This window comes from Mesorhizobium sp. ISC25 (assembly GCF_042295465.1).
Classification (GTDB): Bacteria; Pseudomonadota; Alphaproteobacteria; order Rhizobiales; family Rhizobiaceae; genus Mesorhizobium.
Window position 1 is genome coordinate 3,207,630 of sequence record NZ_CP135441.1, and the last position, 26,277, is coordinate 3,233,906.

The following is a 26,277-nucleotide window of genomic DNA, read 5'->3' on the forward strand; positions in this document are numbered from 1 at the left end:
CATGGAGCAGACGATCTATTTCGAGGACTATCAGATCGGCTCGTCGCGCATGACCAGCGGGCGCACCATCACCGAGACCGACTTCGTCGTCCATGCCGGCCATACCGGCGATTTCTTTCCCCACCACATGGACGCCGAGTTCATGAAGACGACGCCGTTCGGCCAGCGCATCGCCCACGGCACGCTGGTGTTTTCGGTCGGCGTCGGGCTGACGGCAAGCGTCGTCAACCCGGTTGCCTTCTCCTATGGCTACGACCGGCTGCGCTTCATCAAGCCGGTGTTCATCGGCGATACGATCAGGACCCGCACCACCATCTCGGCCAAGGAAGACGACCCGAAGCGACCCGATTCAGGCCGGGTCCTCGAGCGCTGCGAGGTGATCAACCAGCATGGCGACGTGGTGCTGGTCGCCGACCACATCTACATCGTCGAGCGCCGCGACAAGCCGAGCAGGGCCCCGACGGATGACGCTGAAACCTAAAAACAAAAAACCGCCTTGCGGCGGATCCTCGGTGCGGCACCATACCCAGATTAGTAGCATAGCTGCCGGCACAAAGCAAGACCAAAATGTGGCAAATCCGGACAAATCGCGACGGGTTGCGCTGCCCCTCATCGCCCTGCCGGGCACTTCTCCCCGTATAGTGACGGGGAGAAGGACGCCTTAGCAAAGGATTTCGCCACTCTGCGGCGTTGCAGAAAGCGCGCCGAAATTGCGGCCAAGTCCCTTCTCCCCGGTCACTATACGGGGAGAAGGTGCCGGCAGGCGGATGAGGGGCGGCGCCAACATCGGGAATTGGTCATACCCGGTTGACCGGATAGACCGGCTTGCCGCCGCGCAGGACCGATGCGACATCGGCAAACACCTTGTTGCGAACCTCGGCGTAAGATTGCGTCGAGTAGTGCGCCGCGTGTGGACTGACCAGGACGGTGTCCAGCGCCAGCAGCGGATTGTGGGGCGAAGGCGGCTCCCGCTCGAACGTGTCGATGCCGGCGCCTGCCAGATGGCCGCTCCGGATCGCGTCCGCCAATGCGACCTCGTCGACCAGGCCGCCGCGCGACACGTTGATGAGTATCGCCCCTTCCTTCATCCGCGACAGGGCTTGCGCCGACATGATGTTTCTGGTCTCCGGTGTCGCGGGAACGTGCAGCGAGACGATGTCGGCCCTGGCAAGCAGCTCGTCGAAGCCGACCGGTTCGGCACCACCGGCCCTGATGCGCTCTGCCGGCATATGCGGGTCGTAGGCGATGATATGATAGCCGAAGACCCGCGCCCGCTCGGCAGTCAGCCGCCCGATCTGGCCAAAGCCGATCAGGCCGAGGATCTGCCTGTCGGGCCGCGTGATGCCGGCGCCGTCGGTCATTGCAGCCCAGCGGCCGGCGCGCACCGCGCTGTCGAACTGCTTCAGCCTGCGCGTCAAGGCCAGGATCAGGGCCATGGCGTGGGTGCTGACTTCAACCAGATTGGCGTCCGGCACGTAGGTCACCTGAACACCGGCGCGGCTGGCGGCCTCGACGTCGATCGAGTCGAGCCCTACGCCGAACCGCCCGATGACCTTAAGGTTCTTCAGTTCGGCCAAAACGCGAGCCGTGATCGGCTCCCGCAATACCATCAATGCGTCGGCGTCACGGCAGTGTTCGATCAGGGCATCTTCCGTGAGCAGCGTCTTTTCGACAAACTCGACGTTCAAGCCGTCGAGGTAGTGCAGCTGCTCTTCCTCGACTGACAACACGCCGTCGGTCTTGATTATCTTCATGCCAAACTCTTGCTATCAGGCGCTGCGCGCGGAGGCGGCACCGGCGGCAAGGCCGGCGCCGAGAAACATCGTGTCGCTGGCCAGCATGTAGAAACTGATGCCGTGCTTCGACCATTTGCCGACATCATCCGCCGAGGGGCGAAAGATGCCGACGGCCTTGCGGGCCGCACGCGCCGCAGCCGCGATCCTGATAATCGCGGCATTGAGCTTGTCCTGGCCGGCCGGCCCCATGGCGTCGATCGAGACCGACAGGTCGCCGGGACCAATGAAGATCACGTCGACGCCGTCGACCTGGACAATGTCGTCGATGTTGGCGAGACCTTCGGCCGTCTCCACCTGGATCGCGACCGTCAGGACATCGTTGGCCGACTTGAGGTAGTCCGGAATCCTGTAGCCATAGCCGGCGGCTCGGCCTGGACCAACGCCGCGTGCGCCGACAGGCGGGTAACGGCAGGCCATCACCGCCATGCGGGCTTGCTCGGCCGTCGAGACGCGCGGCACCAGGACGCCTGACGCACCGGCGTCGAGCGCGGCCGCAATCCACTCCGGCGTGTGGCCGGGCACACGCACCATCGCGGGAACCTTGTGGACATCCGCGGCGCGGATCAGATCCTCGAGCCGTTCGCGGCCGATCTGCGAATGCTCCCAGTCGATGCACAGGAAATCGACCCCGCTGGCGGCCGCCACTTCCACCGCCACAGGGTGCGGGATGGCGCAGAAGGTGCCGATGAGGCGATCGAGAGAGACACATTTCTTGCGAAAGTCGTACATGAAATCTCCAGAAATTTTCGGCGTCGGCAAAATCTGTTTGCGCTATGTGGCCCTTGACGAAGGATGCACGGCTTCCGTCGACATCGGGAAATGCCGGCTGCCGCCTGAAAACGGCGGGAAGGTCTTGTAGTCGGCGCGCATCTCCAGCCGCGCCGGCGATTGCAGCGCGTGCGTCAATGCCGCGGGACTGTCGAACATGACGCGATTGCGCTGCATATGGTCGATCCGCGGCCAGGGCAGCGAACCGCACCAATCCAGTCGCGACAAAACCTCGATGTGGCGAATGCCGGGGAAGCCCCGCATCAATTGCGGATGATGCGTCACATAGTGATGGAGCCAGACATTCATGTCTTCGGCCGGCCCGGGATAATGGACAAGATAGCTGCAGGGCAGCCCGGATGTCTTGACGCCAGCGTCATCGACGGGGAACGGACGCACGCACATTGCCTGCTGCGTCGGCCTCGAACCGGTGATGCTCGACAACATACCCGGTACGGCAAGCGCCTGCAGATGGCCGGACGGCGCCAGGGCCGCCTCCAGGTCCGCCAATTCGTCGAAATAGAGCTGGAAGCCAAAGACCGGCGGTGGACCATCCTTGTTGAACATGTCCGTCGCCACTTCGGGCAGATAGATGTTTGCAAGCGCAAGGCCCGGCGTCGATGCAATCACACGCCGCACAGCGTCAACATCTTCACCGGCGATGGCCAAATTTGCCTCGCGGTCATCATGGAAGAAAGCAAGATAGGCAAAGCGCATGTGGACACCTGCTGGATCGAGTTCGACTAGATCAAATTCGGAAGAAAGAGAGCGATCTGCGGAAAGAGGACAATCAGCAGGATCAGCAAAAGCGTCAGCGCGATGTAAGGCGCCGCCGACATGGCAACCGTCTTGAGCGATGTGCCTTTCGGCGCGACACCGATCATGATGAACAGCAGCAGACCAAAAGGCGGCGTGGTGAAGCCGACCTCGTAGGCGAGCAGCAGGATCAGCCCGAACCATACCGGCTCGTAGCCGAATTGCTGGGCGATCGGCAGGAAGATTGGCAGCGTGATCAGCATCATCGAGACCTGATCCATGAACATGCCGAGCAGCAGGATGACGAGCACCATCATGAGCAGCATGGGATACGGTCCAAGATCGTAGCCCACGATGAACTGGATAAAGCCGTTGGAAGCGCCGGAGAAGGCGAATATCTGTGAGAACGTCGTCGAAGCCGAGATGATCAGGAAGGTCATGCCGGTGACCTTCATCGCATCGTCCAGCGACTTCCAGACAACCGACCAGCTGAACCGCCGGTAGACAAACAACAAGGCGAAGACGGCGGCACAGCCGAGCCCTGCCGATTCCGTCGGCGTCGCTATTCCAAGGATGATCGTGCCGACCACCATGAACACGATGACGCTCATCGGAATGATGTTGACGGCGACCGCCCTCACCTTCTCGGCCGCGGGAACGGCGGGCACCGGATAGTGCGGGGCGGCGTCCGGATCGATCTTCGTCTGTGCGAAGATCAGGGCCGCGTACATGACAACGAGGAGCAGTCCGGGCAGAGCCCCCGCTATGAGCAGCGCGCCGACGTCGATCTGGGCAAGCGAGCCGAGCAAGACAGCCAGCGAGGATGGCGGGATGATGACGGCAAGGCTTCCGGCGCCAAGCACCGGGCCGTAGGCCATGTGCGGCTTATAACCCCGCTTCAGCATCTCGGGCACCATCAGCGAGCCCATCATGCCGGTATTGGCGAGGCTTGAGCCTGACAGCGCGGAAAAGATCGTGCCGGCGGCGAGAACGACATAAGCAAGGCGTCCGCGCAGATTGCCGACGCACAGGTCAAGCGCGTAGATGACTTTCTCGCCGAGGCCGGAGCGGAAGAACAGGCTGCCCATGACGAGAAACATCGGCAGCGGGGCAAGCGAATAGGTCGAGACAGCGTCGGAGAAGTTGGCGACCATCTGCGTCACGCCGATCGAACCGCCGAAGAACAGGTACAGCCCGATCACGTTGGTGACGAAGAACGCGAAAGCGACCGGCAGCCCAAGCCCCATCAACACCAGGATGGTGCCAACGAGCACGGCGAATGGAAACAGCCAGGCCACCGGTCAGAGCCCTTCCATTTCCAGCGGATCGAGCGTGTACAGCGTGTCACGGCCGAGCAGGTATCTGAGCCATTCCAGCGCCGAGAGATAGAAGGCGAGCATGATGGGCAGAAAGACCAGCCATTTCGGCATGTCGAAACTGCGCGTTTCATATTCGCCGCCCGCAACGGCACTTGTCAGGGACGACAGAGCGACGCTGCCGAGGTAGAGGCTGACGCCGATGCAGGCGAGATAGACCAGCTTTTCAAGCACCGCCCGTGCCCGGACGGGCAGCGCCTTGCGCAGGAACTCGACGAAGACATGGCCCTTGCTGTGGACCAGCCAGGGCATCGGCAGAAATGCCGCGTAGAGCAGACCGTATTCCGTCGCGGATACTGCCCAGGCAAGCGGCCTCAGGCCCAGATTGCGGACGCACACATCGGCGACCACCGCGACAATGATGAGGCCAAGCACCACTTTTGCCGCCGCCGCCAACGCAAGGCTCAGCTTCCCAATCGCTGCAAACAATCTGTCCATGTCCGACGACCCTCATGTCCACCTTTGCCCCCTTGGCGCCCAGCTTTGATGGAGGGCGCACAAGGCACCCTCGGCTCGGGCTATTGGAAGAATTTCTTCAACTGATCGATGTTGGTGGGATCGCGTTTGGCCATTCTCGCCCAGCTCGCCTGCGTGGCAGCCGCCAGGAATTTGTCGCGGCCGGCGCCGGTCAAGCTGACAACCTTCTGCCCGCCGTCGATCATCGCCTGTGCCTGCTTTTCGGACTCGGCAAGGTTGGCGTCATGGCTCGCGCGCTCGTATTCGACGGCCGTGTCGGCAAGCAGCTTCTGCGCCTCGGGCGACAGCGTGTCCCATTTGGCCTTGTTGATCGAGACCAGCACGTCGGTTTTGAAGAATTGCGGGTCGACACGGTATTTGGTGAATTTGTCCCAACCGAAGGACGCATAGCCAAATACGGTATAGGCGTTGGCATTGACGACGCCGCGCTCGAGCGAGGTATAGACGTCCCCCGGCGCTTGCACGATCACAGTCGCGCCCAGGGATTCGAGGAAATCGCGATAGAGCGGCGACGAACGGATTTTCAGATTGCTCCAGTCGATGCTGCCTTCGCTGTTAAGCTTGGGTTCGTCGATGGTGAAGACGTTGAAGCCCGAGCCCGCGTCGACATGCGCCAGCAGATGGGCATTCGCCTTCTTCTCGAAAATCCCGCTGATGAAGTCCCAGCCGCCATTCTCGCGGACCTCCCACGGCGTCTTCGTCGATGCGGAGAAAACCTCGCCTTCGGGCACGAGCTCGAGGAACTGCCCTGCCGGTGTGTCGATCACATCGATCAGGCCGCTCCTGAGCGCCGCGCCCTGCTGGATCGGCGGAATGACCTCCGGCCCGCCGCGCACATTGATCTGGACCACGCCCTTGCCCTTTTCGTTCACCTTCTGAACGAACTTCAGGAAGCTCTGGGCGTAGCCGTTCTGCGTCGGCGTAAAATGCACAGCGTTGAGGACGACCTCTTCGGCCGTGGCGATACCCGCTACACCCGACATGAGTGCCGCCAGAACAAGGGATTTCCAAATGCGCATTGCCGTACTCCCTCTGATAGATTCACTTCGCCGGGGCCCATCATCGGGCCGATCTGAAATTGCACGCTGCGCCGCCACACGAACGGCGGTTAGTTGACATCATCTCCTACTGTCAGAAACCGCCCATGCGCGTAGAAGACCGGCGATCGGTGAGCGCGATCCAGCGCGACGCCTGAGACGATGCCGATGACGATCATGTGCGACGCCCGCACAATGATTTCGGCGACCCGGCATTCGAACATTGCCCGCGCGCCGACAAGCAAGGGCGCGCCGGTTTCGCCGCGCACCCATGATCCGGACGAGAACCGCGCGGCGCCCTTGGCTTTGGTCATGCCGCCAAAGGCGCGCACAACGTTCTCCTGGTCGCCGGCGGGAAGATTGACCGAAAAGGGCAAGCCTTCGCGAATGGCCGAGGCAAAGGTGCTGCCGCGGTTGACACAGGCCAGCAGCGACGGCGGCTCGGCACTGAACGAGCAGAGAGCCGTCGCCGTGATGCCGCAAAAGCCGATCTCGTCATGCTCCGAGGCGAGGATGGCGACCGAGCCCGCCACGGCCCGCATCGCCTGCTTGAACGCGCGCGGATTGACGGCGTCGTGCCCATCCACCCACGGCGTCGGTATGGCGGCCGCCGGCATCAATTTACTCGAAGCCCGGCCTGGCGCATCAGCGGCAGCACGCGGTCGCAGAAGAAGGGCAGTTCGTAGGTGTAGTTGACGAATGTGAGGGCGGCGCCGGAGTAACCCTGGTCCATGATCTCGGTGAGACCGTCGACGATCTTTTCCGGCGTGCCGATGAGCGGGAAGGTTCCAGCACCGCCGGCGAACCTCTGCCGATATTCGGTGAAGGCCTTCGCGTCATGCGAGTTCGCGAATTCCTTCTTCTTGCGCATATGCTCGTCGACCGCGCCCTCGTCCGCGCATTCCAGCGCGTAGTGCCGGTAATAATCCTCGGCTTCCTGCTGGGTCTCCCGGCAGACGACGTGACAGACCGTATAGACGCCGACTTCGCGTCCGACCTCGGCCGCTCGGTTGGTGATGTCGACCACATGCGCACGGCCGTCGGCGATTTCGGAAAAAGTCGAGAACAAATAATCGCAGTGGCGCGCCGCATAGTTGCGCCCCGGCGCGCCGAAGGCGGCGTTCATGGTCACCGGGCGCGGCGCCTGCAGGCTTGGCGGCCGGCTGACGACACCCTTCAGATCATAGAACTCGCCGCTGAAGTCGAACGGCTCCCTGGATTGATAGGCACGCACGATGATGTTGATCCATTCCTCGGCCTGATCGTAGGTCCGCTCGCCGACCGTCTGCCCGAACATGGCGAACTCGTCCGGGTTCCAGCCGCAGACGATGTTCAAGCCGGCACGCCCGTTGGAGATGTGGTCGACCGTCGCCAGCGCTTTGGCAGCCTGCAGCGGGTGAACCAGCGGCACATGCACCGTCATGAACAGGCCGATGTTTTCGGTGGCGACGGCAAGGCCCGCCGCCCAGGTGAAAGTCTCGAACGACCATTCTCGCACATGCGTCAAACCGCCGAAGCCGCGCCAACGGGCGATCGGCAGCAGAAACTCGAGGCCGGCGCGATCGGCGATACAGGCGGAGTTGAGGTTGTCTTCCCAGCGAGCGCGCCAGCGCTCGGGGACGGTGGTCATTGCCAGGCCGCCATCGGCGTTCATGGAAAAGACGCCGAGCTTGAACCTGTTCGGCCCTTTCAGCGGGTGCTGCTTCCTGATCATGATTTCCCCCGCCGCGACATGCTCTCACCTTCACCGCTGGAATGTTGAAGCGGTGGGCTCAGCTTCATGAAACGCTCCTCGGCGTTCTGAATGAAGTGGGTCATGCAGTCGTAAGCGGCGACGGCGTCGCGCTTGACGAATGCCTCGTAGATGGCGCGCATGCCGGCCACGACGACGGCCTGCGTCGGCTGGTGCGACAGCGTCCTTAAGCGGACGACGAGCACGTGGTCGGCGAAGCGGGCAATCGTTTGTGAAAGGCGCTCGTTCTCGACGGCACCGAGCCAACAATTCCTGAATGCCGAATTGGCTTGGAAAAAGCGATCGGCATCGCCGGCGGCGGCCGCAGCCTCCGCCTCCCGAAGCGCGGCTGCAAGCGTCTTGAGGCCAGCGGCGTCAAGTGTCCGCGCAGCGTGTGCGGCGGCCCGCGGCTCGAGCAAGCGGCGGACCTCGAAGATGTCGGCAACATCCGTTGCGGTAAGTGTGGGCAGCGTGAAGCCGCGTGTGGTGCCGACGAGGTAGCCCTCATGCACCAACTGCATCAAGGCGTCGCGGACAGGCATTCTGGAAATGCCGAGCTGGGCGGCGATGTCGACATCGACGAGCTTCTGGCCAGGCGCCAATTCGCCGTGCTGTATGGTCAGCCGGATTTGTTGATAGACCTGGGCACGCAGATTGCCATCGCCAACCCGTTTGAGCTCTATCGTTTCCGTCATCCGCGCCTTCCCATGCGAAGATTTCGTATATGGTTTGAGGCTGGTGTTCTCGCAGTGATCCGTTGAAATGCAGCCACATATCGATAGAATTCGACCTGCAGGCCATGTTCCAACGCGAAGTGGAGCACAGGCTGGACCGCCTGGCAAGATGTTTTAAGTTTATAATGTATACTGTTTGGTTCGCCGTCCGGAGGCAGCGGAGCCCGCGACGGCAGGGATGGCTAATGATCCGGGTGGGTCGGTAAAAAACGTACAGATGTTTTTCCGTGACACATCGAAGCTGTCGGATTTAAGTAAAATACTTGCGATCTGCGCGCGCCGGCACGCCCACCCGATCCCCTCGCCGGTACGCACTGCTGGATCGCCCGCCGTATCGAAAGGTGCGGCGGGCTTTTCGATTCGTTTGGCGGGGAGGCGCTTATGCGAGACTTGCCTAGGGATATCGACGCAGACGTCGTGATCGAAATCAGCAGGTTGCTCAACGACCGAGCGAAGTCCGTGCCGGTGCCGGTGCACAAGCTGGCGGCGATGATCCGGCTGGGCGTCGAGACCCGTCTGACCAATCACTCCATCGAAGAGCTGATCGTGGAAATGGCCGCGACGCGGGGGCTCCCGATGCTGTTCGATTTGCCGGTGGCAAATGTCGACAATGTCGTGCCGTTCGCCTCGGCGCGCCGTCCCCGCTGACATTTCGCTCGAGCTCTACCTACCTTTCGCGTCGCCACCCGATTTCACTTGCCCTGATGCGCGGGCCGAGTGTCGCCTTTCTTTTCAGGGTCGTGGGTATGATGGCTGTCGCGTTCGCCGCCACCGCCGGAGACCTTGCTGTGGCTGCGCCGGTCGGATTCGGCCGGCGGCTTTTCTACGCTCAGCGGCTTCTTGGCGTTTTCGTGCGCGGCGCCAGGACCGCCCTGGCGGATGCTGGCAGGAGTTTTCTTCGACGTGGACATGACCTAGCGATCTTGAACGTTGCCTTGATGGGTGGTGTTGACCTTCGTGTTGCCTTGCTGGCCCTGCTTGTCGGGATCTGGAACGGCAGATTGCGGTGCCTGGTCGGCTGCTACCGATTTTTTGTCACCGGCGCCCTTTGGGCTCAGATTCTTCGGCGGCACAGGGGGAGGTTTTGTGCTCATGGCGTGTCTCCTTCCGCCACCCAAACAAGCGGCTCGGGAGAAAGGTTCCCGAGGGTCCGATACGAAGGGCGGTTGCCGCAACGAGCCGGGTCCACAGGCCGTGGCTTGGCCGGCGGGAGGCCGGTATAATCCAGGACTATTTCTTGATGATGTTTCCGTTGTTCAGATCGAAGGCCTGGGCGCCGAAAGCCTGCCTGAAAAAATCCTCCTGCAGATCGCCCCATTCGCCGAGATAGGCGCCGCAACTGCTGCAATAGATCGGCGTCGAATCCTTCGGGTTGTCGGGAATCTCCATCAGGATCGTCCCGCACGCCTTGCAATCGAGCTTGTCATCCAAGCGGCGGCCCATTGGCACATGATCGCGCGTTTTCAGCCGCGCGCCAATCGTCATTTTCGTACGAAGCCAGAATGGCACGTTTTCCAACCAGCGAGGGGATCGAAAGCTAGCGTTCCGCCGGATTTCCGAAGGCTGGATCTCGCCGCCTCGAATACGTCCTCACCCGCGGCAGCTCATCTGGAAAGTCGACCCAGGGCAGCCTCATGTCCCAATATGCGTGGGCCTGTGGCGGAAAGCGTTCGGGGTGATCGAGAAAGCCGATCGCCAGATAGAGTTCGTCGGGCAGGCCCTGGTCGATATAGCCGATCGAAGTTCCGCAATCCGCGCAGAAGGACCGGAGCACGCCGGGGGTTTTCGAAAAGGTCTTCGGTGTGCCGGTGAGCACTGTGAATTCAGAGGGCCGATAACCGACCCACACCGTTAGTGGGCTTCCCATCGCCCTGCGACAGTCGTCATCGTGATCGGAGCAAACCCAGAACGGCTCGCCCCGCATTTGCGCCGTTATGGCGCCGCAAAAACAGGAACCCGTTTCAGTTCGTGGCATTGGCTAACTTCATTGCCGGACCGGCCTTCATTGCTGGCCTGGCATTTCGGTATTTTCCTTGGGGTTCTTCTTGATGCCTGCGGCAGGCGAGGTATCGGCCGGAGCATTGCCACCCTGGTTCTGCTCAGGGGCTCGTTTGAGCGGCGAAGTCTGCCAGCCCATGTCGCCGTACAAAAAGCCTATGAGAAAGCCGACGATGATGATGGCCGAAATCACCATCGCAATTAACGCGTTACGTCGCTCCATTTCGCACGGCTCCTTTCATCGAGCCGAACAAACGATGGCGGAAATGGTTCCGGTTAGACGGACGGCGTGACGGGACGGAGCCGGCCGGGAACATTCAGCCCCACGGCGGGTTCGTATGAGTGCTCTTCTATAGGGAGTGGCTTGCATGAAACCCGCGGTAACCGATCGCATCGAAACCAAGAAATACGACCACCCGACCGGCGGCTGGGGATCGCTCAAATCCCTGGTCCGCAAGGCGCGCGGCGAAGGCCTGCTATTGTCGGGGATATGGAGCACGCTGCTCAAGCAGAACAAGGCCGACGGCTATATGTGCGTATCTTGCTCATGGGCAAAGCCGGCCCAGCCGAGGCCTTTCGAATTTTGTGAAAACGGCGCCAAGGCGACGATGTGGGACCAGACCAAGCAGCGCTGCGAACCCGCATTCTTCGCCGAGCATTCGGTGGCGGAATTGCTCGACTGGCCGGACCACGATCTGGAGAAGCAGGGCAGGCTTACCGCGCCCATGCGCTACAACGCCGCCACCGACCATTACGAGCCGGTTTCCTGGGACGATGCATTCCGCGACATAGCCGCCGAATTGCGACGGCTCGATCCAAAATCGGTGGTCTTCTACACGTCCGGCCGCGCCTCGCTCGAGGCCTCGTTCATGTACCAGCTCTTTGCGCGGATCTATGGGTCTTCGAACCTGCCCGATTCGTCCAACATGTGTCATGAATCGACGTCTGTCGGCTTGCCGGAATCGATCGGTTCGCCGGTCGGGACCGTGCAGCTCGAAGACTTTGCGAAATGCGACATGATGTTCTTCTTCGGGCACAACACCGGGGTGACGGCGCCGCGCCTGCTGCATCCGCTGCAGGAGGCACGCCAACGCAACGTGCCCGTCTTCACTTTCAACCCCTTGCCCGAGCGGGGACTAAAGCGCTTCAAGAACCCGCAAAACCCCATCGACATGCTGTCACCCGGACCGGGCACCAAAATGTCCAGCGATTACTTCCAGGTTCGTTCCGGTGGCGACATCGCCGCGATGACGGGCATCGCCAAGGCGTTGCTTGCGCTCGACGATGCCGCCCGCGAGAGCGGCAGGACGCGTGTCCTCGATACGGCTTTCATCGCCGAACACACGCATGGCTTCGCCGAGTTCGAAGCCTTCCTGCGTAACACCCAGTGGAGCGATATCGTCGCACGATCGGGCATTGCGCAGGCCGATCTGGAGCATGTCGCCGAGGTCTACAGCCATGCCAACGCCGTGATCGGCAATTATGGCATGGGCCTGACCCAGCATCGGCACGGCACCGAGAACGTCCAGATGCTATGCAACCTTTTGATGATGCGCGGCAATATCGGAAAACCCGGCGCCGGCATTTCGCCGCTGCGCGGCCATTCCAACGTCCAGGGGCAGCGCACCGTCGGCATATCGGAAAAGCCCGAGCTCGTCCCGCTCGACAAGTTCGCCGAGTTCTACGCCTTTGAACCGCCGCGCGAGAAAGGTCTCGATACAGTCGAGACCTGCGAGGGCGTCATCGACGGATCGGTCAAGGGCTTCGTCGGGCTGGGCGGCAATTTCGTGCGTGCCGTTCCGGAAACCGGCCTGGTCGAAAAAGCCTGGCGTGGGCTCGACCTGCATGTCGAGATCGCGACCAAGCTCAACCGCAGCCATCTGATCGCCGGCCAGACAACCTACCTGCTGCCATGCCTGTCACGGCTGGAAAAAGATCATCAGTCGAGCGGCGACCAGAGGGTGTCGGTCGAGGATTCCACCGCCTGTATCCACGGCTCGTTCGGATCGCGACCTCCGGCTTGGCCACATCTTCTTTCCGAGCCCAGGATCGTCGCCGAGCTTGCCAAGGCGACGGTGCCGGGCAGGAGTTCGATCCCATGGGATGAATGGGTTGCGGATTATTCCCGCATCCGCGACGAAATCGAGCGCTGCTACCCCCAACATTTCCGCGACTTCAACAAGCGCTTCCTCACGCCCGGCGGCTTCCATCGCGACATCAAGGCGAGCAAGCGGGTGTGGGAGACGCCGAACAAGAAGGCCAATTTCAAGCTCCCAAGTGGCCTTGAAACCGACCCTGACATCGATGTCGCCGGCGGTGACGTGCTGACACTGATCACGGTGCGCTCCAACGACCAGTTCAACACGACCGTCTACGGCTACAACGACCGGCTGCGCGGCATCAGCGGCACACGCATGGTGCTGTTGATGAACGAAAAGGATATCCAACGCCTCGGTTTGAGCGCGGGACAGGAGGTCGATCTCGAAGCCAATGCGCGGGATGGTGTGGAGCGCCGCGTGCGCGGGCTGCGCATCACGCCTTTCTCGGTGCCGGAGGGAAATTGCGCCGGCTACTATCCCGAGCTCAACCCGCTGGTTCCTTTGTGGCACAGAGCCAAGAAGGCTCATGTTCCGGCAGTCAAATCGGTACCGGTGCGGATCTTGCCATAGGCGTTCGTTGTTCGCGGCAGGCACGCACCACGCCGATGTGACCTGGCGCGACTTTCAAAATCGCGACCTCAGCCGGCTCGCGCGAGTTCATCCACGGCATTCAGGATCGCGCTCTGGCTCGCCGGCTTCTGCACGATCCTGCATGTGCGGAACCCGGCCGGAATTTCGCGTTCGCCATACCCGGAGAGGAAGGCGAACGGAACATCGCGCGTCCGCAACGCTTCCGCGATGGGATAGCTGGTCTCGTCGTTCAACTGGATATCCAACAACGCCGCGTCGATGCCGCCTTCGCCAACGAGGCGGAGTGCTGCCGTTACGGACGAAACTGGTCCAACCACCTGATGGCCGGCTTTGCGCAGGTAAGCCGCCGCGTCGTCGGCGATCAGCCATTCGTCCTCGACGATCAGCACGCGCATCTTTCCGGTCACGACGAGCCCTCGCGGGTCAGAGGGAATGCGATTTCCGCCTCCAAACCATTTGAGTGGAAACTTGTTTCAACCTTTCCGCCCAGCCGATAGCCGATTTCGCCACGTAGAAGGGTAAGGCCGAAGCCGCTGTCGGTTGGCTCCTTGATGCGGGGGCCGCCCTTCTCGGACCAAGTGAGCCTGAAGGTTCCGTCTGCGACCGACCATTTTACGACTATCCGCCCGGCAGGTTTCGACAGTGCGCCATATTTAGCGGCATTCGTCGCCAGTTCATGGATTGCCATGCCGAAGGAAAGCCCTTGTACCGGCTTGAGGCTCACCCGTTTGCCATGGAGTTCGAACCGTTCGGCCCCGAAGGGATCGAGTTCCTGGCGCAGCAGTTCCTCGACGGAGGCTTCCGTCCAACTTTCGCGCGAGAGCAGACTGTAGGCTCGTGACATCGCCTGCAGCCGGCCGATCAAGGCTTCGGCGAACTCGTCTTTCGACGCCGAGTTTTCACGCGTCCGGTTGGTGATGCTCGCAACGACTGCCAACATGTTCTTGACGCGATGGTTCAGCTCCGAGATCAGCACCTGCTGACGCTCTTCCGCCTGCGCCAGTGTCGTCACGTCGATCAGTGTCACGACGACGCCCTGGACGCCGCCGCCCTTGTCCCGATAAGGGTTGATGCGAACCAGGTGAAACCGGCCGTTGTCATCGCGCGCAAGATGATGGTTCAGGGTCTCTCCGGTCTCGAACACAGCCTGGATGTGCCGCTTCAGCTCGGGGTAATCGAGCTGGCTCGAAAGATCGGTCAGCGGCCGGCCGACGTCGGATGGACGCAAGTTGAAGAAGGATGATGCGGCGGGAGTGAAGGTCCGCACCACAAGGTTGCGGTCGAGGAAGATGGTCGCGATTTCCGTGCTTTCGAACAGGTTTCTGAGGTCGCTGTTGGCGCGGTCGAGCTCCTCTATCTTGCCGGTCAGCTCCGCGTTGATGGTGTTTAGCTCTTCATTGAGTGACTGCATCTCCTCCTTCGAGGCCTCAAGCTCCTCATTGGTCGACTGCGCCTCTTCATTGACGGAGACGAGTTCCTCGTTCGAAGATTTTACTTCCTCCAGCGCGGTTTCGTATTCCTCGATGGTCGATTGCAACCGCTCGCGTGTGTCGCGCAACTCCCGCTCGAGATCGGCCGCGCCGTCGGTGCCGCGGCCTTCGCGTGCCGGCTCGGAGCGCATCTGCGCCTGTGCCACCGGATTGAACAGGACGAGGTAGAGGGGCTCGCCGTTGCCGCGCCCTGTGTACGGTTCGACCGTCAGTGTAATGAACTGAAGCTGTCCGTCGTCTTCCTCGACAGCTATGTTCTCCCGCACGACCGTGCGGCGCGTCGTGGCTGCTTCCCGCAATGCGGCGCGCAGCTCAAGTCTCAGCCCGCGGCGGGCCAAGGTCACCAGCTGCCGGCTCGGGGCGCCTTGCGGCGCTTCCAGATATTTGCCCGTCCTCGCCGAATAGTAGACGATGTCGCCATCGCCATTGACCAGCACGTGAGGCGGGGCGAACCGCTCCAGCACCTGAGCCTCGATCGCCTGGCGGAGCGAATGGCTGGCAGCATCGTTCTTCGAGCCGCCGCGTCCGACCGGACGGAGATCCGTGTGGCCATTGCCGACAAGGACCGGCGGCCGCGGCGTGGCATGTTCCCGCGCCTGGAATATCCGGTGCTTCTTGTCGACCGTGGCGAACAGATCGCCGTGCTGACCGACGCTTTCCGACGTGCCGAGGAACAGATAACCGCCCGGCCTCAGCGCGTAATGGAAGATCGGAATGACCCGGTTCTGGATCTGCGGGCCGAAATAGATCAGCAGGTTGCGGCACGAAATCATGTCGATGCGCGAGAAGGGAGGATCGCGGATAACGCTGTGGGGTGAAAAAATGCACAGTTCGCGCACCTCTGGACCCAGCACATAGCTCTCGCCGTCGCTGTGGAAAAAGCGTTGCCTGCGCTGTGGCGATAGCCCGTGCAGCAGCGCTTCGGGATAACGCGCCGCACGCGCCACCGCGAGCGCCGGCTCGTCGATGTCGGTCGCGAATATCTGGACGCGCGGCGGAGCGGAAAGCTTGTCTATGCGCTCGCGCATCAGCATGCCGATCGAGAACACCTCCTCGCCGGTGGCGCAGCCGGGCACCCAGATACGCACTGGATCGGAGGCGTTCTTGCCTTCGAAAATCTGCGGTATGATCTTTTCCTCCAGCAATTTGAACGCTTCGGCGTCGCGAAAAAAGCTGGTGACATTGATGAGCAGGTCGCGGAACAGCTTCGCCACCTCGTCGGGATCTCTCTTCAGCCGCTCTATGTAGGTGGTGATCGACTGCAGCTGCGTGATCTGCATGCGCCGCTTCACGCGACGCAGGAACGTCTTGGGCTTGTAGCCGGAAAAGTCGTGACCGGAATGACTGTGCAAAATGGCATAGATTTCATCGCGGGCCCGATCCATCTCGGCCTTGTGCTCGTCGTCCGCTTCGGCCAGTCCGCTCAGCACCTCGAAGCCGCGGGCAAACGCCTGAAGCTTTGCACCGATCTGATCGGCGGGCGCCGCTATGTCGATCAGGCCGCTCGAAATCGCACTCTGCGGCATGTCCGGGTTGCGGGGGCCGTACCCGTTGGACGCCTGGGCTATGGTCAGCCCGCCATGCTCCTTGATTGCCCTAGCGCCGAGCGTGCCGTCCGAATCGCCACCCGACAAGATAATGCCGACCGCATACTCGCCCTGGTCCTCGGCCAATGCACTGAAGAAGATGTCAATCGGCTTGCGCTCGCGGTTGAGCGTGTTCGGCCGGCGCAGTGAAAGCGCGCCCTTACGGATAGTGAGGACGACGTTTTGTGGCATCACATAGACCTGGTCCGGTTGGACCGCTACGCCCTCTTCGGCCACGACGACCGGCATTTCGGTGTAACGTCGGATGACCTCGTGCAGCAGGCTCTCCCGTTCCGGGCTGAGATGCGTGACGATGACAAACGCCATGCCGGTGCCGTCGGTCAGTCCTTTGAACAGGCCCTCCATTGCGGGAATGCCACCGGCCGATGCACCGACGCCGACTATGGGAAATCTTCCATTCTGGGATGCCACGCCAAGCCCCTGGTAACCGCCGCGAACACGAAGCCGTCAAATCAGGCCTCAGACCCAAATCGCGCCTGAGACTAAGACCGGGCCGAGCCTCAGGCCAGCGAATAGTCTACCAACGGAACAAAGCACCGCCGGTGGGCATTAACATTTGACTTTGGAGGCGGTTCCAATGGCAAAACGACCACCTGAAATAAAGCGGGCTAGGCAAATCCTGTTGCCCTCGCCGGATCTGACCAAGTTTCCCGTAGCTGAAAACATTCCGCCTCGCCTGCTCGCGCTCGCGGAACGATTGCAAGAGCTTCTGGCCAGCCACTTTGAACAAGTCTGCGCCGACGGCCGTAAAACCCGCAGGAAGAAGGAACAATGAGGTGCGCGACCTGCAAGGCTTGCATATCCTGATCGTCGAGGACGAATGGATGCTGGCGGGCGATCTTGCACGTTACTTCAGCAAGATGGGCGCCGTCGTGCTTGGCCCAGTGGCGACGGTCGAACAGGCATCGAAACATACGGACGAGGCGGAAGCTGCGATCCTGGACGTCAATCTCAACGGACGACGGGTATTCCCGATCGCCGACGAGTTGATGCGCCGTGGCGTGCCGTTCGTGTTTTTCAGCGGCGATGAAGACATCGTTATTCCTGAGCGCCTTCGGTATGCCAGCAGCCTCCGAAAATCCTCGGACACCCAGGCTGTCTTCGATGCTCTCTTCCCAGCCGAGACGTCGGCATCGAAAGGAGGTCGAATGTCGGAGCCCTCGGACGACGTATTTTCGCTGCTGCCTAAGCTCAGGCTCGCCGCGCGTCTGCTGCTGGGAGATGTGGAGGCTTCCGACCGGCTGGTCGAGCGAACACTCGAACAGGCCATCGGCGAAATCGACAAGAGAAGATCGGGCTCCTCCACCGAGGACTGGCTCAACGGCATCATGCGAAACATCGTCAGGGCACGTGGAGCAAACCTGCTGCACTGACCGTGGCCGCTGCCGGCAACTAGACGATGTTAGCCTTTCCGGCTGCGCTCGACGAATTTGTTGAAGCGGCTGGTTTTTCCGCCGCTGGTCTCATCCTGGTAGAGGAAGGCCAGTTCGTTCTCATCGAATATCCTGAAGAATTCGTCCCACTCGACGGGCTCGAACGTCTCTTCAGGCTCGCCGAAATCGATGCGCAGTATGCCGCCCTCGCCTTTGGTGCGCACCACCGCCGGCCGCCCGTCGCGGTCCTCGGCCCAACGGCGGATTTCGTCGTGATCGGTGGTCGTCTTCGATTCAGACATCGCAATCTCCCTTCGATTCCACCGCCAGATCCCCCGCGTTGCACAACCAGCAGATGCATCGCTGCCCGGCATGTGCGCGCGGTTGGTCGAACATGGCTCCTAACACCAAGCAGCCTTCGATGTTCCCACGCCTGCTTGAAACCTACCCCGGCGAGCCTCCTGAACTTTGTTGAAGCAAGGGAACAAACCTTTCGCCCGGAAGTTTGGGGCGGCAAAGCCATTCGTATGAGGAGTTGTCGTGAAACGTATACTGGTCACGGGAGGCTGCGGTTTTATCGGCCGCCACGTCGCCCAGGAACTCGTTGAACATGGCTATGGGGTTTCAATTCTCGATGCGTTGCTGGACCAGGTGCATGGCGGCGAGGCAATCAGCCTGCCGCCAGGCGCCAAGCTGATCAAAGGCGACGTTCGCGATCGCGACGCCATCGCAGAGGCGGTCGACGATGTCGACGCGATCATTCACCTGGCGGCTGAAGTGGGCGTCGGCCAGTCCATGTACGAGATCGCCCGCTATGTCGGCGCCAACGACCTCGGCACCGCCACGCTGCTGGAGGCGCTGATCAAACGGCCGATCGAACGGATCGTCGTTGCTTCTTCGATGAGCGTCTATGGCGAGGGTCTCTATGCCACGCCAGACGGCCGGCGCGTCGACAATGCAAGACGGCAGCCGGACGACATCCGCAGCGGCCAATGGAATCCCCTGTCGCCGGAAGGTGAAGTCCTGTCGCCGCTGCCCACCGACGAGCAGAAACCGGTCGACCTCGCCTCGATCTACGCACTGACAAAATTCGCCCAGGAACGCGCCGTACTGATCTTCGGCGAAGCCTATGGCGTCGACGCGGTGGCGCTGCGCCTGTTCAATGTCTTCGGCGCCGGACAGGCGCTCTCGAACCCGTATACCGGCGTCCTGGCGAACTTCGCCTCGCGCATCGCCAATGGCCAGCGGCCGCTGATTTTCGAAGACGGCGAACAGCAGCGCGATTTCGTGCATGTGCGCGACGTTGCCCGCGCCTTCCGGCTGGCGCTGGAACAGCCCCAGGCGCGCGGCCATGTCATCAATATCGGCAGCGGGCGAGCCTACGCGGTCAGCGACGTCGCCCGGTTGCTCGCCGAAGCAATGGGCGTGCCTGGCCGCCAGCCGGAAATCCTCGGCAAGGCACGCTCCGGCGATATCCGCAATTGCTTTGCCGACATCTCGAAGGCGCGCGAACTCCTCGGCTTCCAGCCGCAGTACCGGCTGGAGCATTCGCTCGGCGATTTCGTCGCATGGGTGCGCAACACGGTCGCCATCGATCGCAGCGCCGAGATGAAGCGGGAACTCGAAGCGCGAGGGCTGGTGTCATGAGACCGGATTCACCCGATTTTCGCGAAGCGCCCGTCGCCATTATCGGCGGCAGCGGCTTTATCGGCTCCAACCTCGCCGACAGTCTGTTGTCGGACGGCGAACCGGTGCTGGTCATCGACAATCTGAGCCGTCCGGGCGTCAAGCAGAACCTCGAATGGCTGACGCAAAAGCACGGCAACCGCCTCGCCGTCGAAATCGCCGATATCCGTGACGCCGAGGCGCTGATGCCGCTGGTGGCGCGTTCGAAGGCGGTTTTCCACTTTGCCGCGCAGACCGCCGTCACCACGAGCCTGGTTCGGCCGGACGAGGATTTCGACATCAACCTGCGCGGGACATTCAACGTCCTGGAAGCCGCTCGCCGCAGCGGCAAGCGCATCCCCGTCGTTTTCGCCAGCACCAACAAGGTCTATGGCCGCCTCCCCGATCTCGCCATGCGCGAAGTGGACGGCAAATACGCGCCTCGCGACGCGGGCATCCATGCGCACGGCATCGACGAGACGCGCGGCCTCGATTTCTGCACGCCCTATGGCTGCTCCAAGGGCGCGGCGGACCAGTATGTCCTCGACTACGCCAAGTCATACGATCTGCCGACGGCGGTACTGCGCATGAGCTGCATCTATGGCCCGCGCCAGTTCGGGACGGAGGATCAGGGCTGGGTCGCCCATTTCCTGCTCAGCGCCTTCTCCGACCGGCCGATCACCATCTATGGCGATGGCAAGCAGGTGCGCGACATCCTCCACGTCGCCGATGCGGTCGCGGCTTACCGCGCCGTGCTTGACCGCATCGAGGCGGTCAAGGGCCAGGCATTCAATCTCGGCGGCGGACCGGACAACGCCGTCAGCCTGCGCATGCTGTTGAAGGAGATTCGCGACATAACGAAACGGGACGTTCCGATCCGTTACGACCGCGAACGCACCGGCGACCAACCGTTCTTCGTCGCCGACACACGCGCGATCGAGGCGACGCTGGACTGGAAAGCACACGTCTCATGGCGAAACGGCATCCGCGACCTCGCCGACTGGCTGCAGCGTCATCGCCTCGACCCGCATCCCGAACCGGCGAGGTACGTGGCATGAAGATCGCTCTGGTCAATCCGTCCTGGACGTACCAGGACAGCATCTATTTCGGCTGCCGCCAGCCGCATTTGCCGCTCGAACTCGGCTATTCGAAAGCCTTGCTCGAAACCGCCGGCCACGAGGTGCTGATGCTGGACGGGCAGATCCAGAAGCTCGACAACGCCGCGCTTGCCGATCGCGTCGCCGCCTTCGAGCCTGACATGACCGTCGTCAGCACCGCGCCGACCTACCTGTTCTGGCGCTGCGCACCGCCCGAGTTGCGCGTGCCGGCCGATTTCCTCAACCATCTTGCCGGGCGCGGCGGCCGCACCGTCGCTGTCGGGCCGCATGGCTCGGCGACGCCGGTGCCGACTTTGCGCAAGCTTGGCGTCGACATTGTCGTGCGCGGCGAATGCGAGGAAGTGGTCGCGGAACTTGCCCGGCGCGACGACTGGAGCGCAGTGCCGTCCACGGCCCATTTCGAGGATGGAGAACTGGTTTCGAACGGCGGCGTGCATGCGAGCTCGTTCATCGATCACCCACCGCTCGAATGGCCATCGGACTGGATTGCCGCCCATCAGCACCATCATCACCGCTTCGACGATGATCAGGTCGGTTTCGGAGCGGAAGTCGAGGCGTCGCGCGGCTGCCCGTATAATTGCAGCTTCTGCGCCAAGATCGATTTCCGCGATGCCTATCGCCGACGGAACCACGAAGCAGTGATCGCCGAGATCGACCGGCTGATCGCACAGGGTGTCGGCTACATCTACTTCATCGACGAGATCTTCCTGCCGCAAAAGGCATTACTGGAAGCGCTGGTCGATCGCGATGTGAAATTCGGCGTGCAGACACGTATCGACCTTTGGAAACCGGAACTGCTGAGGCTGCTCGGCGCTGCCGGCTGCGTCTCGATCGAGGCGGGCCTCGAAAGCCTGACGGTGGAAGGCCGCGCCATGCTGGCAAAACGCTGCCGGCTGGGCACCGAGGAACTGGCTGCGTTGCTGGTCGACGCAAGGCGCCACGTGCCGTTCGTGCAGGCCAATCTGATCGGCGTGGTCGAGGACGACCCCGCGCTGGTCGACTATTGGCGGAAGCACCTGATCGACAACGGCGTTTGGGCCAACGAGCCGGTGCCGCTTTATCCCTATCCGAGTTCGCCCAGCTATCGCGAACTTTGGGGCGAGCCTGACGATCTCGCCTGGGAGCGCGCGCATGAACATTACCTCGCATCCTTCCGAACGTTCAGCGACATCCAGGAGAAGCGTCCGCGTCCGCTGGCCGAATTGGAGGCCACATGTTGCGGACACTGAGCCCGCCACGGCGTATCCTAATGACTGTCGATGCGGTTGGCGGCGTCTGGCGCTATGCGCTCGATCTGGCCAGGCAACTGGTCGCCGGCGGCGACAGCGTCGTGCTTGCCGGGCTTGGTCCGGAACCGTCCAGGCAGCAGGCCGAGGAGGCCCAGTCGTTCGCGGCGCTGACCTGGCTCAACACGCCGCCCGACTGGATGACCCGCAACGAGCACGACCTCGACGCACTGCAGCAGGAGCTGCACCCACTCATCCGTGACTACGCCATCGACGTCGTCCATCTCAACGCGCCGACGCAGGCCGCGGGGCTCGACGTGCCGTGCGCGGTCGTGGCGGTGTCGCATTCCTGCCTGGTGACATGGTTCCACGCCGTCAAAGGACAGGCGGCGGACGGCGAATGGGCCTGGCAGAAGGACCGTAACCGGCGCGGTTTCGACAAAGCGGGGATGGTCGTTGCGCCCAGCCGCAGCCACGCCGACATGCTCGAAACCTGCTACGGACCGATCGCGCGCCTGAGCGTCGTCGGCAACGGCGCGCGGCCCGGCGCGAAGGGCGAAAGGCGGGAATCGGTCGCTTTCGCCGCCGCGCGTTGGTGGGACGAAGGAAAGAATGCGGCGGCGCTGGACCAGGCCGCCTCCCTGACGCAATGGCCGGTCTTCGTCGCCGGATCATTGCAAGGGCCGGACGGCCAGCATGTTGGCTTCAGCCACGCCGTTCCCGTCGGGCCGGTACCGCATGAGGAAGTGCGCTTGCTGATGGCGCGGGCAGGCATTTTCGTATCGCCGTCGCTCTACGAACCGTTCGGCCTGGCCACGCTGGAAGCCGCGATGTCGGCGACGCCTTTGGTGCTCGCCGATATCGCGACCTATCGCGAATTGTGGGACGGCGCGGCGTTGTTCTACGACGTGCGCGATCCGGGCGATCTCGCCAGATGCATCAATAGCCTTTGCAGCGACGCGCAGCGCCGGCGAGAGCTCGGTGAGGCAGCCGCCCGCCGAAGCCGCAGATTTTCATTGGCAAGACAGGCGACCGCCATGCGCGGCGTCTACGACAAGGCGGCCCTGGCCACCATGGCGGATAGTTGATTATGCGGTTTTTGTTCTACACCCATTCGATCGTTTCCGACTGGAACCACGGCAACGCACATTTCCTGCGCGGCATCATGCGCGAGCTGGTCGCGCGCGGGCACCAGGCGATCGCGCTGGAGCCCGCCGACGGCTGGAGCCGGTCGAACCTGCTGGCCGAGAAAGGGTCCTTCGCAATCGAGCGATTCCGGAAGGACTTTCCCGAGTTGATGCCGGTCACCTATGACGCCGCATTCGACCACGAAGCCTGGATTTCCGACGCCGATGTGGTGATCGTGCATGAGTGGACCGAGCCGGAGCTTGTCGCGCGGCTGGGCAGGGCAAAAGCGAGTGGCGGGCGTTTCACGCTGCTGTTCCACGACACGCACCATCGCGCCATCTCGGCCGCGCAAGCGATTTCCGCCTTGCGGCTTGAACATTATGACGGCGTGCTCGCCTTCGGCGAGGCGCTGCGGGAAAGCTATCTCCGCGCTGGATGGGGCAAGCGGGTCTTCACCTGGCACGAGGCAGCCGATGACCATCTGTTCCAGCCACATCCTGAAATCGAGCGTAGTGCCGACCTGATCTGGATCGGCAATTGGGGCGACGACGAGCGCAGCGCCGAAATCAGGGAGTTCCTGGTCGACCCGGTGCGTGAGCTCGGCCTGAGCGGAACCGTGCACGGCGTTCGCTATCCGCGGGAGGCGCTCGCCGACCTTGCGGCCGCCGGCCTGCGCTACGAAGGCTGGATTGCCAATGCCGACGTGCCGAAGGCATTCGCGGCGAACCGTATCACGGTTCACATCCCGCGGCGCCCATACCGCGAAAGCCTGCCCGGCATCCCGACCATCCGCATGTTCGAGGCGCTCGCCTGCGGCATTCCGCTCATTTCGGCGCCTTGGTCCGATGTCGAACGTCTGTTCAGGCCGGGCACCGATTTCCTGTTTGCAAACACCGGCTTCGAGATGCGGCATCATCTTCGCGCCGTGCTGCGTGACGCGGATCTCGCCGCATCTCTGGCGACATCGGGCCTCGAGACGATCCGCTCACGGCACACATGCCGGCACCGGGCGGATGAATTGTTCGGCGTGCTCGCCGAATGCGGGCACCGCCAAGCCGCCGACACGATCCTTGCAAAGGAGGCCGCCGAATGAAGATCGCATTTTACGGGTCGAGCCTGCTGTCGTCCTATTGGAACGGCGCGGCCACCTATTACCGCGGACTGCTCAAGGCCCTGGCAAGGCTCGGCTATGACATCACCTTCTACGAGCCGGACGTCTACGATCGACAGAAAAATCGCGACATCGAAGCGCCGGACTGGTGTGCCGTCGTCGTCTACGAGGCAACCCCGCATGCCATGATGCAGGTGGCGGCGCGGGCGGCGGAGGCGGATATCGTCGTCAAGGCGAGTGGCGTCGGATTCGCCGACGACGCGCTGCTGCGGGCGGTGCTCGATCACGCCCGTGCCGATGCGCTGACCGTATTCTGGGATGTCGATGCGCCGGCGACGCTTGGCCAGTTGCGCGACGAGCCGGATCATCCGCTGCATCGCGCGCTGCAGGAAATCGACCTCGTGCTGACTTATGGCGGCGGCGACCCGGTGGTCTGGGCCTATCGGGCAATGGGGGCGGCCGAATGCGTGCCGATCTACAATGCGCTCGATCCGGAAACGCACCATCCGGTCGGCAAGGATATGCGCTTTGCCTGCGATCTCGCCTTTCTCGGCAACCGGCTGCCGGACCGCGAGGCGCGCGTCGAGGCTTTCTTCCTCGACCCGGCCAGCCGCTCGGCCGATCAGCGCTTCCTGCTCGGCGGATCGGGCTGGGGCGACAAGCAGATGCCCGCCAATGTCCGATGGCTCGGCCATGTCGGCACGCGTGACCACAATGCATTGAACGTCACGGCCAAGGCGGTCCTCAACATCAGCCGCGACAGCATGGCGGCCAATGGCTTTTCACCTGCGACGCGCGTTTTCGAGGCGGCGGGCGCCGGCGCATGCCTCATCACCGACGCCTGGCTCGGTGTAGACCTGTTCCTGAAACCCGGCGAGGAAATCCTGGTCGCGCGCGATGGCGACGATGTCGCCGAAATCATGCAAGGCCTTAGCGCCGAACGGGCCAAGGCGATCGGGGCATCTGCGCTTCGGCGGGTGCTTGGCGAACATACCTATACGACACGGGCCGTTTTGGCCGACGCCATTTTCAGGCGCCATTTCGAGCGTCCGACCGTGGAGGCGGCCGAATGACAAAGCCGCTCGACATCGTCTTTCTTGGCCTGTCGCTCTCCTCATCCTGGGGAAACGGCCACGCCACCACCTTTCGGGGGCTGCTTAAAGGTCTCCACGAACTCGGCCACCGCGTCACCTTTCTCGAGCGCGACGTGCCATGGTATGCAAAACACCGCGACCTGCGCGATCCCGATTTCTGCGCCCTGCGCTACTACGAAACGACCGATGATCTTCGCCGCAATTTTGCGCGCTGCCTGCGCGAGGCCGATATCGTGGTCGTCGGCTCCTTCGTTCCGGAAGGCCCCGAAATCATCGACGTCGTGGCATCGCTGTGCACGGGTCAGTTCTGCTTCTACGACATCGACACGCCGGTCACGCTGGCAAGGCTTTCAACCGATGATTGCGAGTACATTGCCAGGCGGCAGGTCCCGTATTTCGACGTCTATTTCTCGTTCACCGGCGGGCCGACGCTTGCCCGTCTGTCGGCGGAATTCGGCGCGAGGCGGGCCGAGCCGCTCTACTGTTCCGTCGACCCGGAACGGCATCACGGAACCGGCGATCCAGTCCGCTGGGATCTCGGCTATCTCGGCACCTACAGCCCCGACCGCCAGGCGACGCTGGAGGCGCTGCTGTTCGAACCGGCGCGTCGCATGCCGGAGCGCCGCTTCGTCGTGGCAGGTTCGCAATATCCGCGCGAAATCGTCTGGCCGGACAATGTCGATCGTATCGAACACCTGCCGCCGGCAGATCACGCGGCCTTTTACAGCCGCCAACGCTACACGTTGAACGTCACGCGCAGTTCCATGATCGCGGCCGGATGGTCGCCCAGCGTGCGACTCTTCGAGGCAGCCGCCTGCGGCACGGCGATCATCAGCGATAGCTGGGCTGGACTGGACAGCCTGTTTCCGGAGCGGACGATCCACACCGCGCGCACGACCGAGGACGTAATCGGTATCCTGTCTGGGGAATCCGATGGCGCCCGGCTTGCCATGGCCAAGCAGGCGCGCGTGCTCATCCTGGCAGCTCACACAAGCATCGCAAGAGCCCGCGAATTCGTTTCGCTGCTGGCGCAGGCCAAATCGCCACGTTCTGTTCTCGATCTGGATGTCGAGAGCGCAGCATGACCCGCAGACGGGAGAA

29 protein-coding genes are annotated in these 26,277 nt (G+C 62.5%); 12 read left to right on the forward strand and 17 right to left on the reverse strand.

Annotated elements, in window-relative coordinates:
* Position 1: 1 nt before the first annotated feature.
* Entirely contained in the window at positions 2 to 481 is a 480-nt protein-coding gene (locus RQ479_RS16005) for a MaoC/PaaZ C-terminal domain-containing protein (protein ID WP_376705813.1), read from the forward strand.
* Between the two features lie 316 nt (positions 482 to 797).
* Here the strand turns inward: RQ479_RS16005 and RQ479_RS16010 are convergent, their stop codons facing one another.
* The 9 genes from RQ479_RS16010 to RQ479_RS16050 all read right to left on the reverse strand — a co-directional run bounded on the left by RQ479_RS16010 (position 798) and on the right by RQ479_RS16050 (position 8,637).
* Positions 798 to 1,754 (reverse strand): C-terminal binding protein, encoded by a 957-nt coding sequence (locus RQ479_RS16010; RefSeq protein WP_376705814.1) that lies wholly within the window; start codon positions 1,752 to 1,754, stop codon positions 798 to 800.
* 15 nt (positions 1,755 to 1,769) lie between these two features.
* Entirely contained in the window at positions 1,770 to 2,525 is a 756-nt protein-coding gene (locus RQ479_RS16015; protein WP_376705815.1) for an HpcH/HpaI aldolase/citrate lyase family protein, read from the reverse strand.
* Between the two features lie 42 nt (positions 2,526 to 2,567).
* The gene (locus tag RQ479_RS16020; RefSeq protein WP_376705816.1) at positions 2,568 to 3,281 is read right to left on the reverse strand and encodes a hypothetical protein; all 714 of its coding nucleotides are present in this window, start codon (positions 3,279 to 3,281) and stop codon (positions 2,568 to 2,570) included.
* A 26-nt stretch (positions 3,282 to 3,307) separates the two neighbouring features.
* Entirely contained in the window at positions 3,308 to 4,618 is a 1,311-nt protein-coding gene (locus RQ479_RS16025; protein WP_376705817.1) for a TRAP transporter large permease subunit, read from the reverse strand.
* A 3-nt stretch (positions 4,619 to 4,621) separates the two neighbouring features.
* Positions 4,622 to 5,134, reverse strand: coding sequence for a TRAP transporter small permease (locus tag RQ479_RS16030; RefSeq protein ID WP_352660414.1), 513 nt, complete (start codon positions 5,132 to 5,134; stop codon positions 4,622 to 4,624).
* An 80-nt stretch (positions 5,135 to 5,214) separates the two neighbouring features.
* Positions 5,215 to 6,192: a TRAP transporter substrate-binding protein DctP gene (dctP, locus tag RQ479_RS16035; RefSeq protein WP_376705818.1), complete on the reverse strand. Its 978-nt coding sequence runs from the start codon at positions 6,190 to 6,192 to the stop codon at positions 5,215 to 5,217.
* A gap of 89 nt (positions 6,193 to 6,281) precedes the next feature.
* On the reverse strand, positions 6,282 to 6,827 hold the full coding sequence (locus RQ479_RS16040; protein WP_376705819.1) for a flavin reductase family protein: 546 nt from the start codon (positions 6,825 to 6,827) through the stop codon (positions 6,282 to 6,284).
* Positions 6,827 to 7,921 carry an LLM class flavin-dependent oxidoreductase gene (locus RQ479_RS16045; RefSeq protein WP_376705954.1) on the reverse strand — a complete coding sequence of 365 codons (1,095 nt, stop codon included), beginning with the start codon at positions 7,919 to 7,921 and terminating at the stop codon, positions 6,827 to 6,829. The genes RQ479_RS16040 and RQ479_RS16045 overlap by 1 nt, the downstream gene beginning before the upstream one ends.
* The gene (locus RQ479_RS16050) at positions 7,921 to 8,637 is read right to left on the reverse strand and encodes a GntR family transcriptional regulator (RefSeq protein ID WP_376705820.1); all 717 of its coding nucleotides are present in this window, start codon (positions 8,635 to 8,637) and stop codon (positions 7,921 to 7,923) included. Before RQ479_RS16050 ends, RQ479_RS16045 begins: the two co-directional genes overlap by 1 nt.
* Positions 8,638 to 9,093: 456 nt before the next feature.
* On the opposite strand from RQ479_RS16050, the gene RQ479_RS16055 reads away from it, so the two are divergent.
* Positions 9,094 to 9,324, forward strand: a complete 231-nt coding sequence (locus RQ479_RS16055) for a hypothetical protein (RefSeq protein ID WP_376705821.1) — start codon at positions 9,094 to 9,096, stop codon at positions 9,322 to 9,324.
* Positions 9,325 to 9,368: 44 nt separating this feature from the next.
* Here the strand turns inward: RQ479_RS16055 and RQ479_RS16060 are convergent, their stop codons facing one another.
* The 5 genes from RQ479_RS16060 to RQ479_RS16080 form a co-directional block, all read right to left on the reverse strand.
* On the reverse strand, positions 9,369 to 9,587 hold the full coding sequence (locus RQ479_RS16060; protein WP_292657136.1) for a hypothetical protein: 219 nt from the start codon (positions 9,585 to 9,587) through the stop codon (positions 9,369 to 9,371).
* Between the two features lie 3 nt (positions 9,588 to 9,590).
* On the reverse strand, positions 9,591 to 9,770 hold the full coding sequence (locus RQ479_RS16065) for a hypothetical protein (protein WP_292657139.1): 180 nt from the start codon (positions 9,768 to 9,770) through the stop codon (positions 9,591 to 9,593).
* A gap of 136 nt (positions 9,771 to 9,906) precedes the next feature.
* A complete protein-coding gene (locus RQ479_RS16070; protein ID WP_376705822.1) occupies positions 9,907 to 10,161 on the reverse strand; it encodes a hypothetical protein in 255 nt (84 codons plus the stop codon).
* Positions 10,162 to 10,213: 52 nt separating this feature from the next.
* The gene (locus RQ479_RS16075; protein ID WP_376705823.1) at positions 10,214 to 10,651 is read right to left on the reverse strand and encodes a GFA family protein; all 438 of its coding nucleotides are present in this window, start codon (positions 10,649 to 10,651) and stop codon (positions 10,214 to 10,216) included.
* Between the two features lie 27 nt (positions 10,652 to 10,678).
* The gene (locus RQ479_RS16080) at positions 10,679 to 10,897 is read right to left on the reverse strand and encodes a hypothetical protein (RefSeq protein WP_254818791.1); all 219 of its coding nucleotides are present in this window, start codon (positions 10,895 to 10,897) and stop codon (positions 10,679 to 10,681) included.
* A 145-nt stretch (positions 10,898 to 11,042) separates the two neighbouring features.
* Between RQ479_RS16080 and RQ479_RS16085 the strand changes: the two genes are divergently transcribed.
* Positions 11,043 to 13,343: an FdhF/YdeP family oxidoreductase gene (locus tag RQ479_RS16085; protein WP_376705824.1), complete on the forward strand. Its 2,301-nt coding sequence runs from the start codon at positions 11,043 to 11,045 to the stop codon at positions 13,341 to 13,343.
* A 68-nt stretch (positions 13,344 to 13,411) separates the two neighbouring features.
* Here the strand turns inward: RQ479_RS16085 and RQ479_RS16090 are convergent, their stop codons facing one another.
* Both RQ479_RS16090 and RQ479_RS16095 read right to left on the reverse strand, forming a co-directional pair.
* The gene (locus RQ479_RS16090) at positions 13,412 to 13,759 is read right to left on the reverse strand and encodes a response regulator (protein ID WP_376705825.1); all 348 of its coding nucleotides are present in this window, start codon (positions 13,757 to 13,759) and stop codon (positions 13,412 to 13,414) included.
* 8 nt (positions 13,760 to 13,767) lie between these two features.
* Positions 13,768 to 16,872, reverse strand: a complete 3,105-nt coding sequence (locus RQ479_RS16095; protein WP_376705826.1) for a CheR family methyltransferase — start codon at positions 16,870 to 16,872, stop codon at positions 13,768 to 13,770.
* 166 nt (positions 16,873 to 17,038) lie between these two features.
* Here RQ479_RS16095 and RQ479_RS16100 point away from each other — a divergent pair, with 166 nt between their 5' ends.
* Positions 17,039 to 17,236 carry a hypothetical protein gene (locus RQ479_RS16100; RefSeq protein ID WP_376705827.1) on the forward strand — a complete coding sequence of 66 codons (198 nt, stop codon included), beginning with the start codon at positions 17,039 to 17,041 and terminating at the stop codon, positions 17,234 to 17,236.
* Positions 17,237 to 17,285: 49 nt separating this feature from the next.
* Positions 17,286 to 17,834 (forward strand): response regulator, encoded by a 549-nt coding sequence (locus RQ479_RS16105; RefSeq protein ID WP_376705828.1) that lies wholly within the window; start codon positions 17,286 to 17,288, stop codon positions 17,832 to 17,834.
* Between the two features lie 29 nt (positions 17,835 to 17,863).
* Here the strand turns inward: RQ479_RS16105 and RQ479_RS16110 are convergent, their stop codons facing one another.
* Entirely contained in the window at positions 17,864 to 18,136 is a 273-nt protein-coding gene (locus RQ479_RS16110) for a hypothetical protein (protein WP_023676123.1), read from the reverse strand.
* 238 nt (positions 18,137 to 18,374) lie between these two features.
* Between RQ479_RS16110 and RQ479_RS16115 the strand changes: the two genes are divergently transcribed.
* The 7 genes from RQ479_RS16115 to RQ479_RS16145 are packed head-to-tail and all read left to right on the forward strand — an operon-like array spanning position 18,375 to position 26,261.
* Complete coding sequence (locus RQ479_RS16115) at positions 18,375 to 19,481, forward strand: NAD-dependent epimerase/dehydratase family protein (RefSeq protein WP_376705829.1); 1,107 nt, start codon at positions 18,375 to 18,377, stop codon at positions 19,479 to 19,481.
* The gene (locus RQ479_RS16120) at positions 19,478 to 20,557 is read left to right on the forward strand and encodes an NAD-dependent epimerase/dehydratase family protein (RefSeq protein WP_376705830.1); all 1,080 of its coding nucleotides are present in this window, start codon (positions 19,478 to 19,480) and stop codon (positions 20,555 to 20,557) included. The genes RQ479_RS16115 and RQ479_RS16120 overlap by 4 nt, the downstream gene beginning before the upstream one ends.
* Positions 20,554 to 21,846 (forward strand): TIGR04295 family B12-binding domain-containing radical SAM protein, encoded by a 1,293-nt coding sequence (locus RQ479_RS16125; protein ID WP_376705831.1) that lies wholly within the window; start codon positions 20,554 to 20,556, stop codon positions 21,844 to 21,846. The genes RQ479_RS16120 and RQ479_RS16125 overlap by 4 nt, the downstream gene beginning before the upstream one ends.
* Positions 21,831 to 22,931, forward strand: coding sequence for a glycosyltransferase family 4 protein (locus RQ479_RS16130; protein ID WP_376705832.1), 1,101 nt, complete (start codon positions 21,831 to 21,833; stop codon positions 22,929 to 22,931). Before RQ479_RS16125 ends, RQ479_RS16130 begins: the two co-directional genes overlap by 16 nt.
* 2 nt (positions 22,932 to 22,933) lie before the next feature.
* Entirely contained in the window at positions 22,934 to 24,064 is a 1,131-nt protein-coding gene (locus RQ479_RS16135) for a glycosyltransferase (protein ID WP_376705833.1), read from the forward strand.
* The gene (locus tag RQ479_RS16140; protein WP_376705834.1) at positions 24,061 to 25,155 is read left to right on the forward strand and encodes a glycosyltransferase; all 1,095 of its coding nucleotides are present in this window, start codon (positions 24,061 to 24,063) and stop codon (positions 25,153 to 25,155) included. The genes RQ479_RS16135 and RQ479_RS16140 overlap by 4 nt, the downstream gene beginning before the upstream one ends.
* Complete coding sequence (locus RQ479_RS16145) at positions 25,152 to 26,261, forward strand: glycosyltransferase (protein ID WP_376705835.1); 1,110 nt, start codon at positions 25,152 to 25,154, stop codon at positions 26,259 to 26,261. Before RQ479_RS16140 ends, RQ479_RS16145 begins: the two co-directional genes overlap by 4 nt.
* Positions 26,262 to 26,277 lie beyond the last annotated feature (16 nt).

Bases quoted from the DNA above. Each gene is read 5' to 3' on its own strand.
- RQ479_RS16005 (WP_376705813.1), top strand. From the start codon at position 2: ATGGAGCAGACGATCTATTTCGAGGACTATCAGATCGGCTCGTCGCGC.
- RQ479_RS16010 (WP_376705814.1), bottom strand. From the start codon at position 1,754: ATGAAGATAATCAAGACCGACGGCGTGTTGTCAGTCGAGGAAGAGCAG.
- RQ479_RS16015 (WP_376705815.1), bottom strand. From the start codon at position 2,525: ATGTACGACTTTCGCAAGAAATGTGTCTCTCTCGATCGCCTCATCGGC.
- RQ479_RS16020 (WP_376705816.1), bottom strand. From the start codon at position 3,281: ATGCGCTTTGCCTATCTTGCTTTCTTCCATGATGACCGCGAGGCAAAT.
- RQ479_RS16030 (WP_352660414.1), bottom strand. From the start codon at position 5,134: ATGGACAGATTGTTTGCAGCGATTGGGAAGCTGAGCCTTGCGTTGGCG.
- dctP (WP_376705818.1), bottom strand. From the start codon at position 6,192: ATGCGCATTTGGAAATCCCTTGTTCTGGCGGCACTCATGTCGGGTGTA.
- RQ479_RS16040 (WP_376705819.1), bottom strand. From the start codon at position 6,827: ATGCCGGCGGCCGCCATACCGACGCCGTGGGTGGATGGGCACGACGCC.
- RQ479_RS16050 (WP_376705820.1), bottom strand. From the start codon at position 8,637: ATGACGGAAACGATAGAGCTCAAACGGGTTGGCGATGGCAATCTGCGT.
- RQ479_RS16060 (WP_292657136.1), bottom strand. From the start codon at position 9,587: ATGTCCACGTCGAAGAAAACTCCTGCCAGCATCCGCCAGGGCGGTCCT.
- RQ479_RS16065 (WP_292657139.1), bottom strand. From the start codon at position 9,770: ATGAGCACAAAACCTCCCCCTGTGCCGCCGAAGAATCTGAGCCCAAAG.
- RQ479_RS16070 (WP_376705822.1), bottom strand. From the start codon at position 10,161: ATGACGATTGGCGCGCGGCTGAAAACGCGCGATCATGTGCCAATGGGC.
- RQ479_RS16075 (WP_376705823.1), bottom strand. From the start codon at position 10,651: ATGCCACGAACTGAAACGGGTTCCTGTTTTTGCGGCGCCATAACGGCG.
- RQ479_RS16080 (WP_254818791.1), bottom strand. From the start codon at position 10,897: ATGGAGCGACGTAACGCGTTAATTGCGATGGTGATTTCGGCCATCATC.
- RQ479_RS16085 (WP_376705824.1), top strand. From the start codon at position 11,043: ATGAAACCCGCGGTAACCGATCGCATCGAAACCAAGAAATACGACCAC.
- RQ479_RS16090 (WP_376705825.1), bottom strand. From the start codon at position 13,759: ATGCGCGTGCTGATCGTCGAGGACGAATGGCTGATCGCCGACGACGCG.
- RQ479_RS16100 (WP_376705827.1), top strand. From the start codon at position 17,039: ATGGCAAAACGACCACCTGAAATAAAGCGGGCTAGGCAAATCCTGTTG.
- RQ479_RS16105 (WP_376705828.1), top strand. From the start codon at position 17,286: ATGCTGGCGGGCGATCTTGCACGTTACTTCAGCAAGATGGGCGCCGTC.
- RQ479_RS16110 (WP_023676123.1), bottom strand. From the start codon at position 18,136: ATGTCTGAATCGAAGACGACCACCGATCACGACGAAATCCGCCGTTGG.
- RQ479_RS16120 (WP_376705830.1), top strand. From the start codon at position 19,478: ATGAGACCGGATTCACCCGATTTTCGCGAAGCGCCCGTCGCCATTATC.
- RQ479_RS16125 (WP_376705831.1), top strand. From the start codon at position 20,554: ATGAAGATCGCTCTGGTCAATCCGTCCTGGACGTACCAGGACAGCATC.
- RQ479_RS16130 (WP_376705832.1), top strand. From the start codon at position 21,831: ATGTTGCGGACACTGAGCCCGCCACGGCGTATCCTAATGACTGTCGAT.
- RQ479_RS16135 (WP_376705833.1), top strand. From the start codon at position 22,934: ATGCGGTTTTTGTTCTACACCCATTCGATCGTTTCCGACTGGAACCAC.
- RQ479_RS16140 (WP_376705834.1), top strand. From the start codon at position 24,061: ATGAAGATCGCATTTTACGGGTCGAGCCTGCTGTCGTCCTATTGGAAC.
- RQ479_RS16145 (WP_376705835.1), top strand. From the start codon at position 25,152: ATGACAAAGCCGCTCGACATCGTCTTTCTTGGCCTGTCGCTCTCCTCA.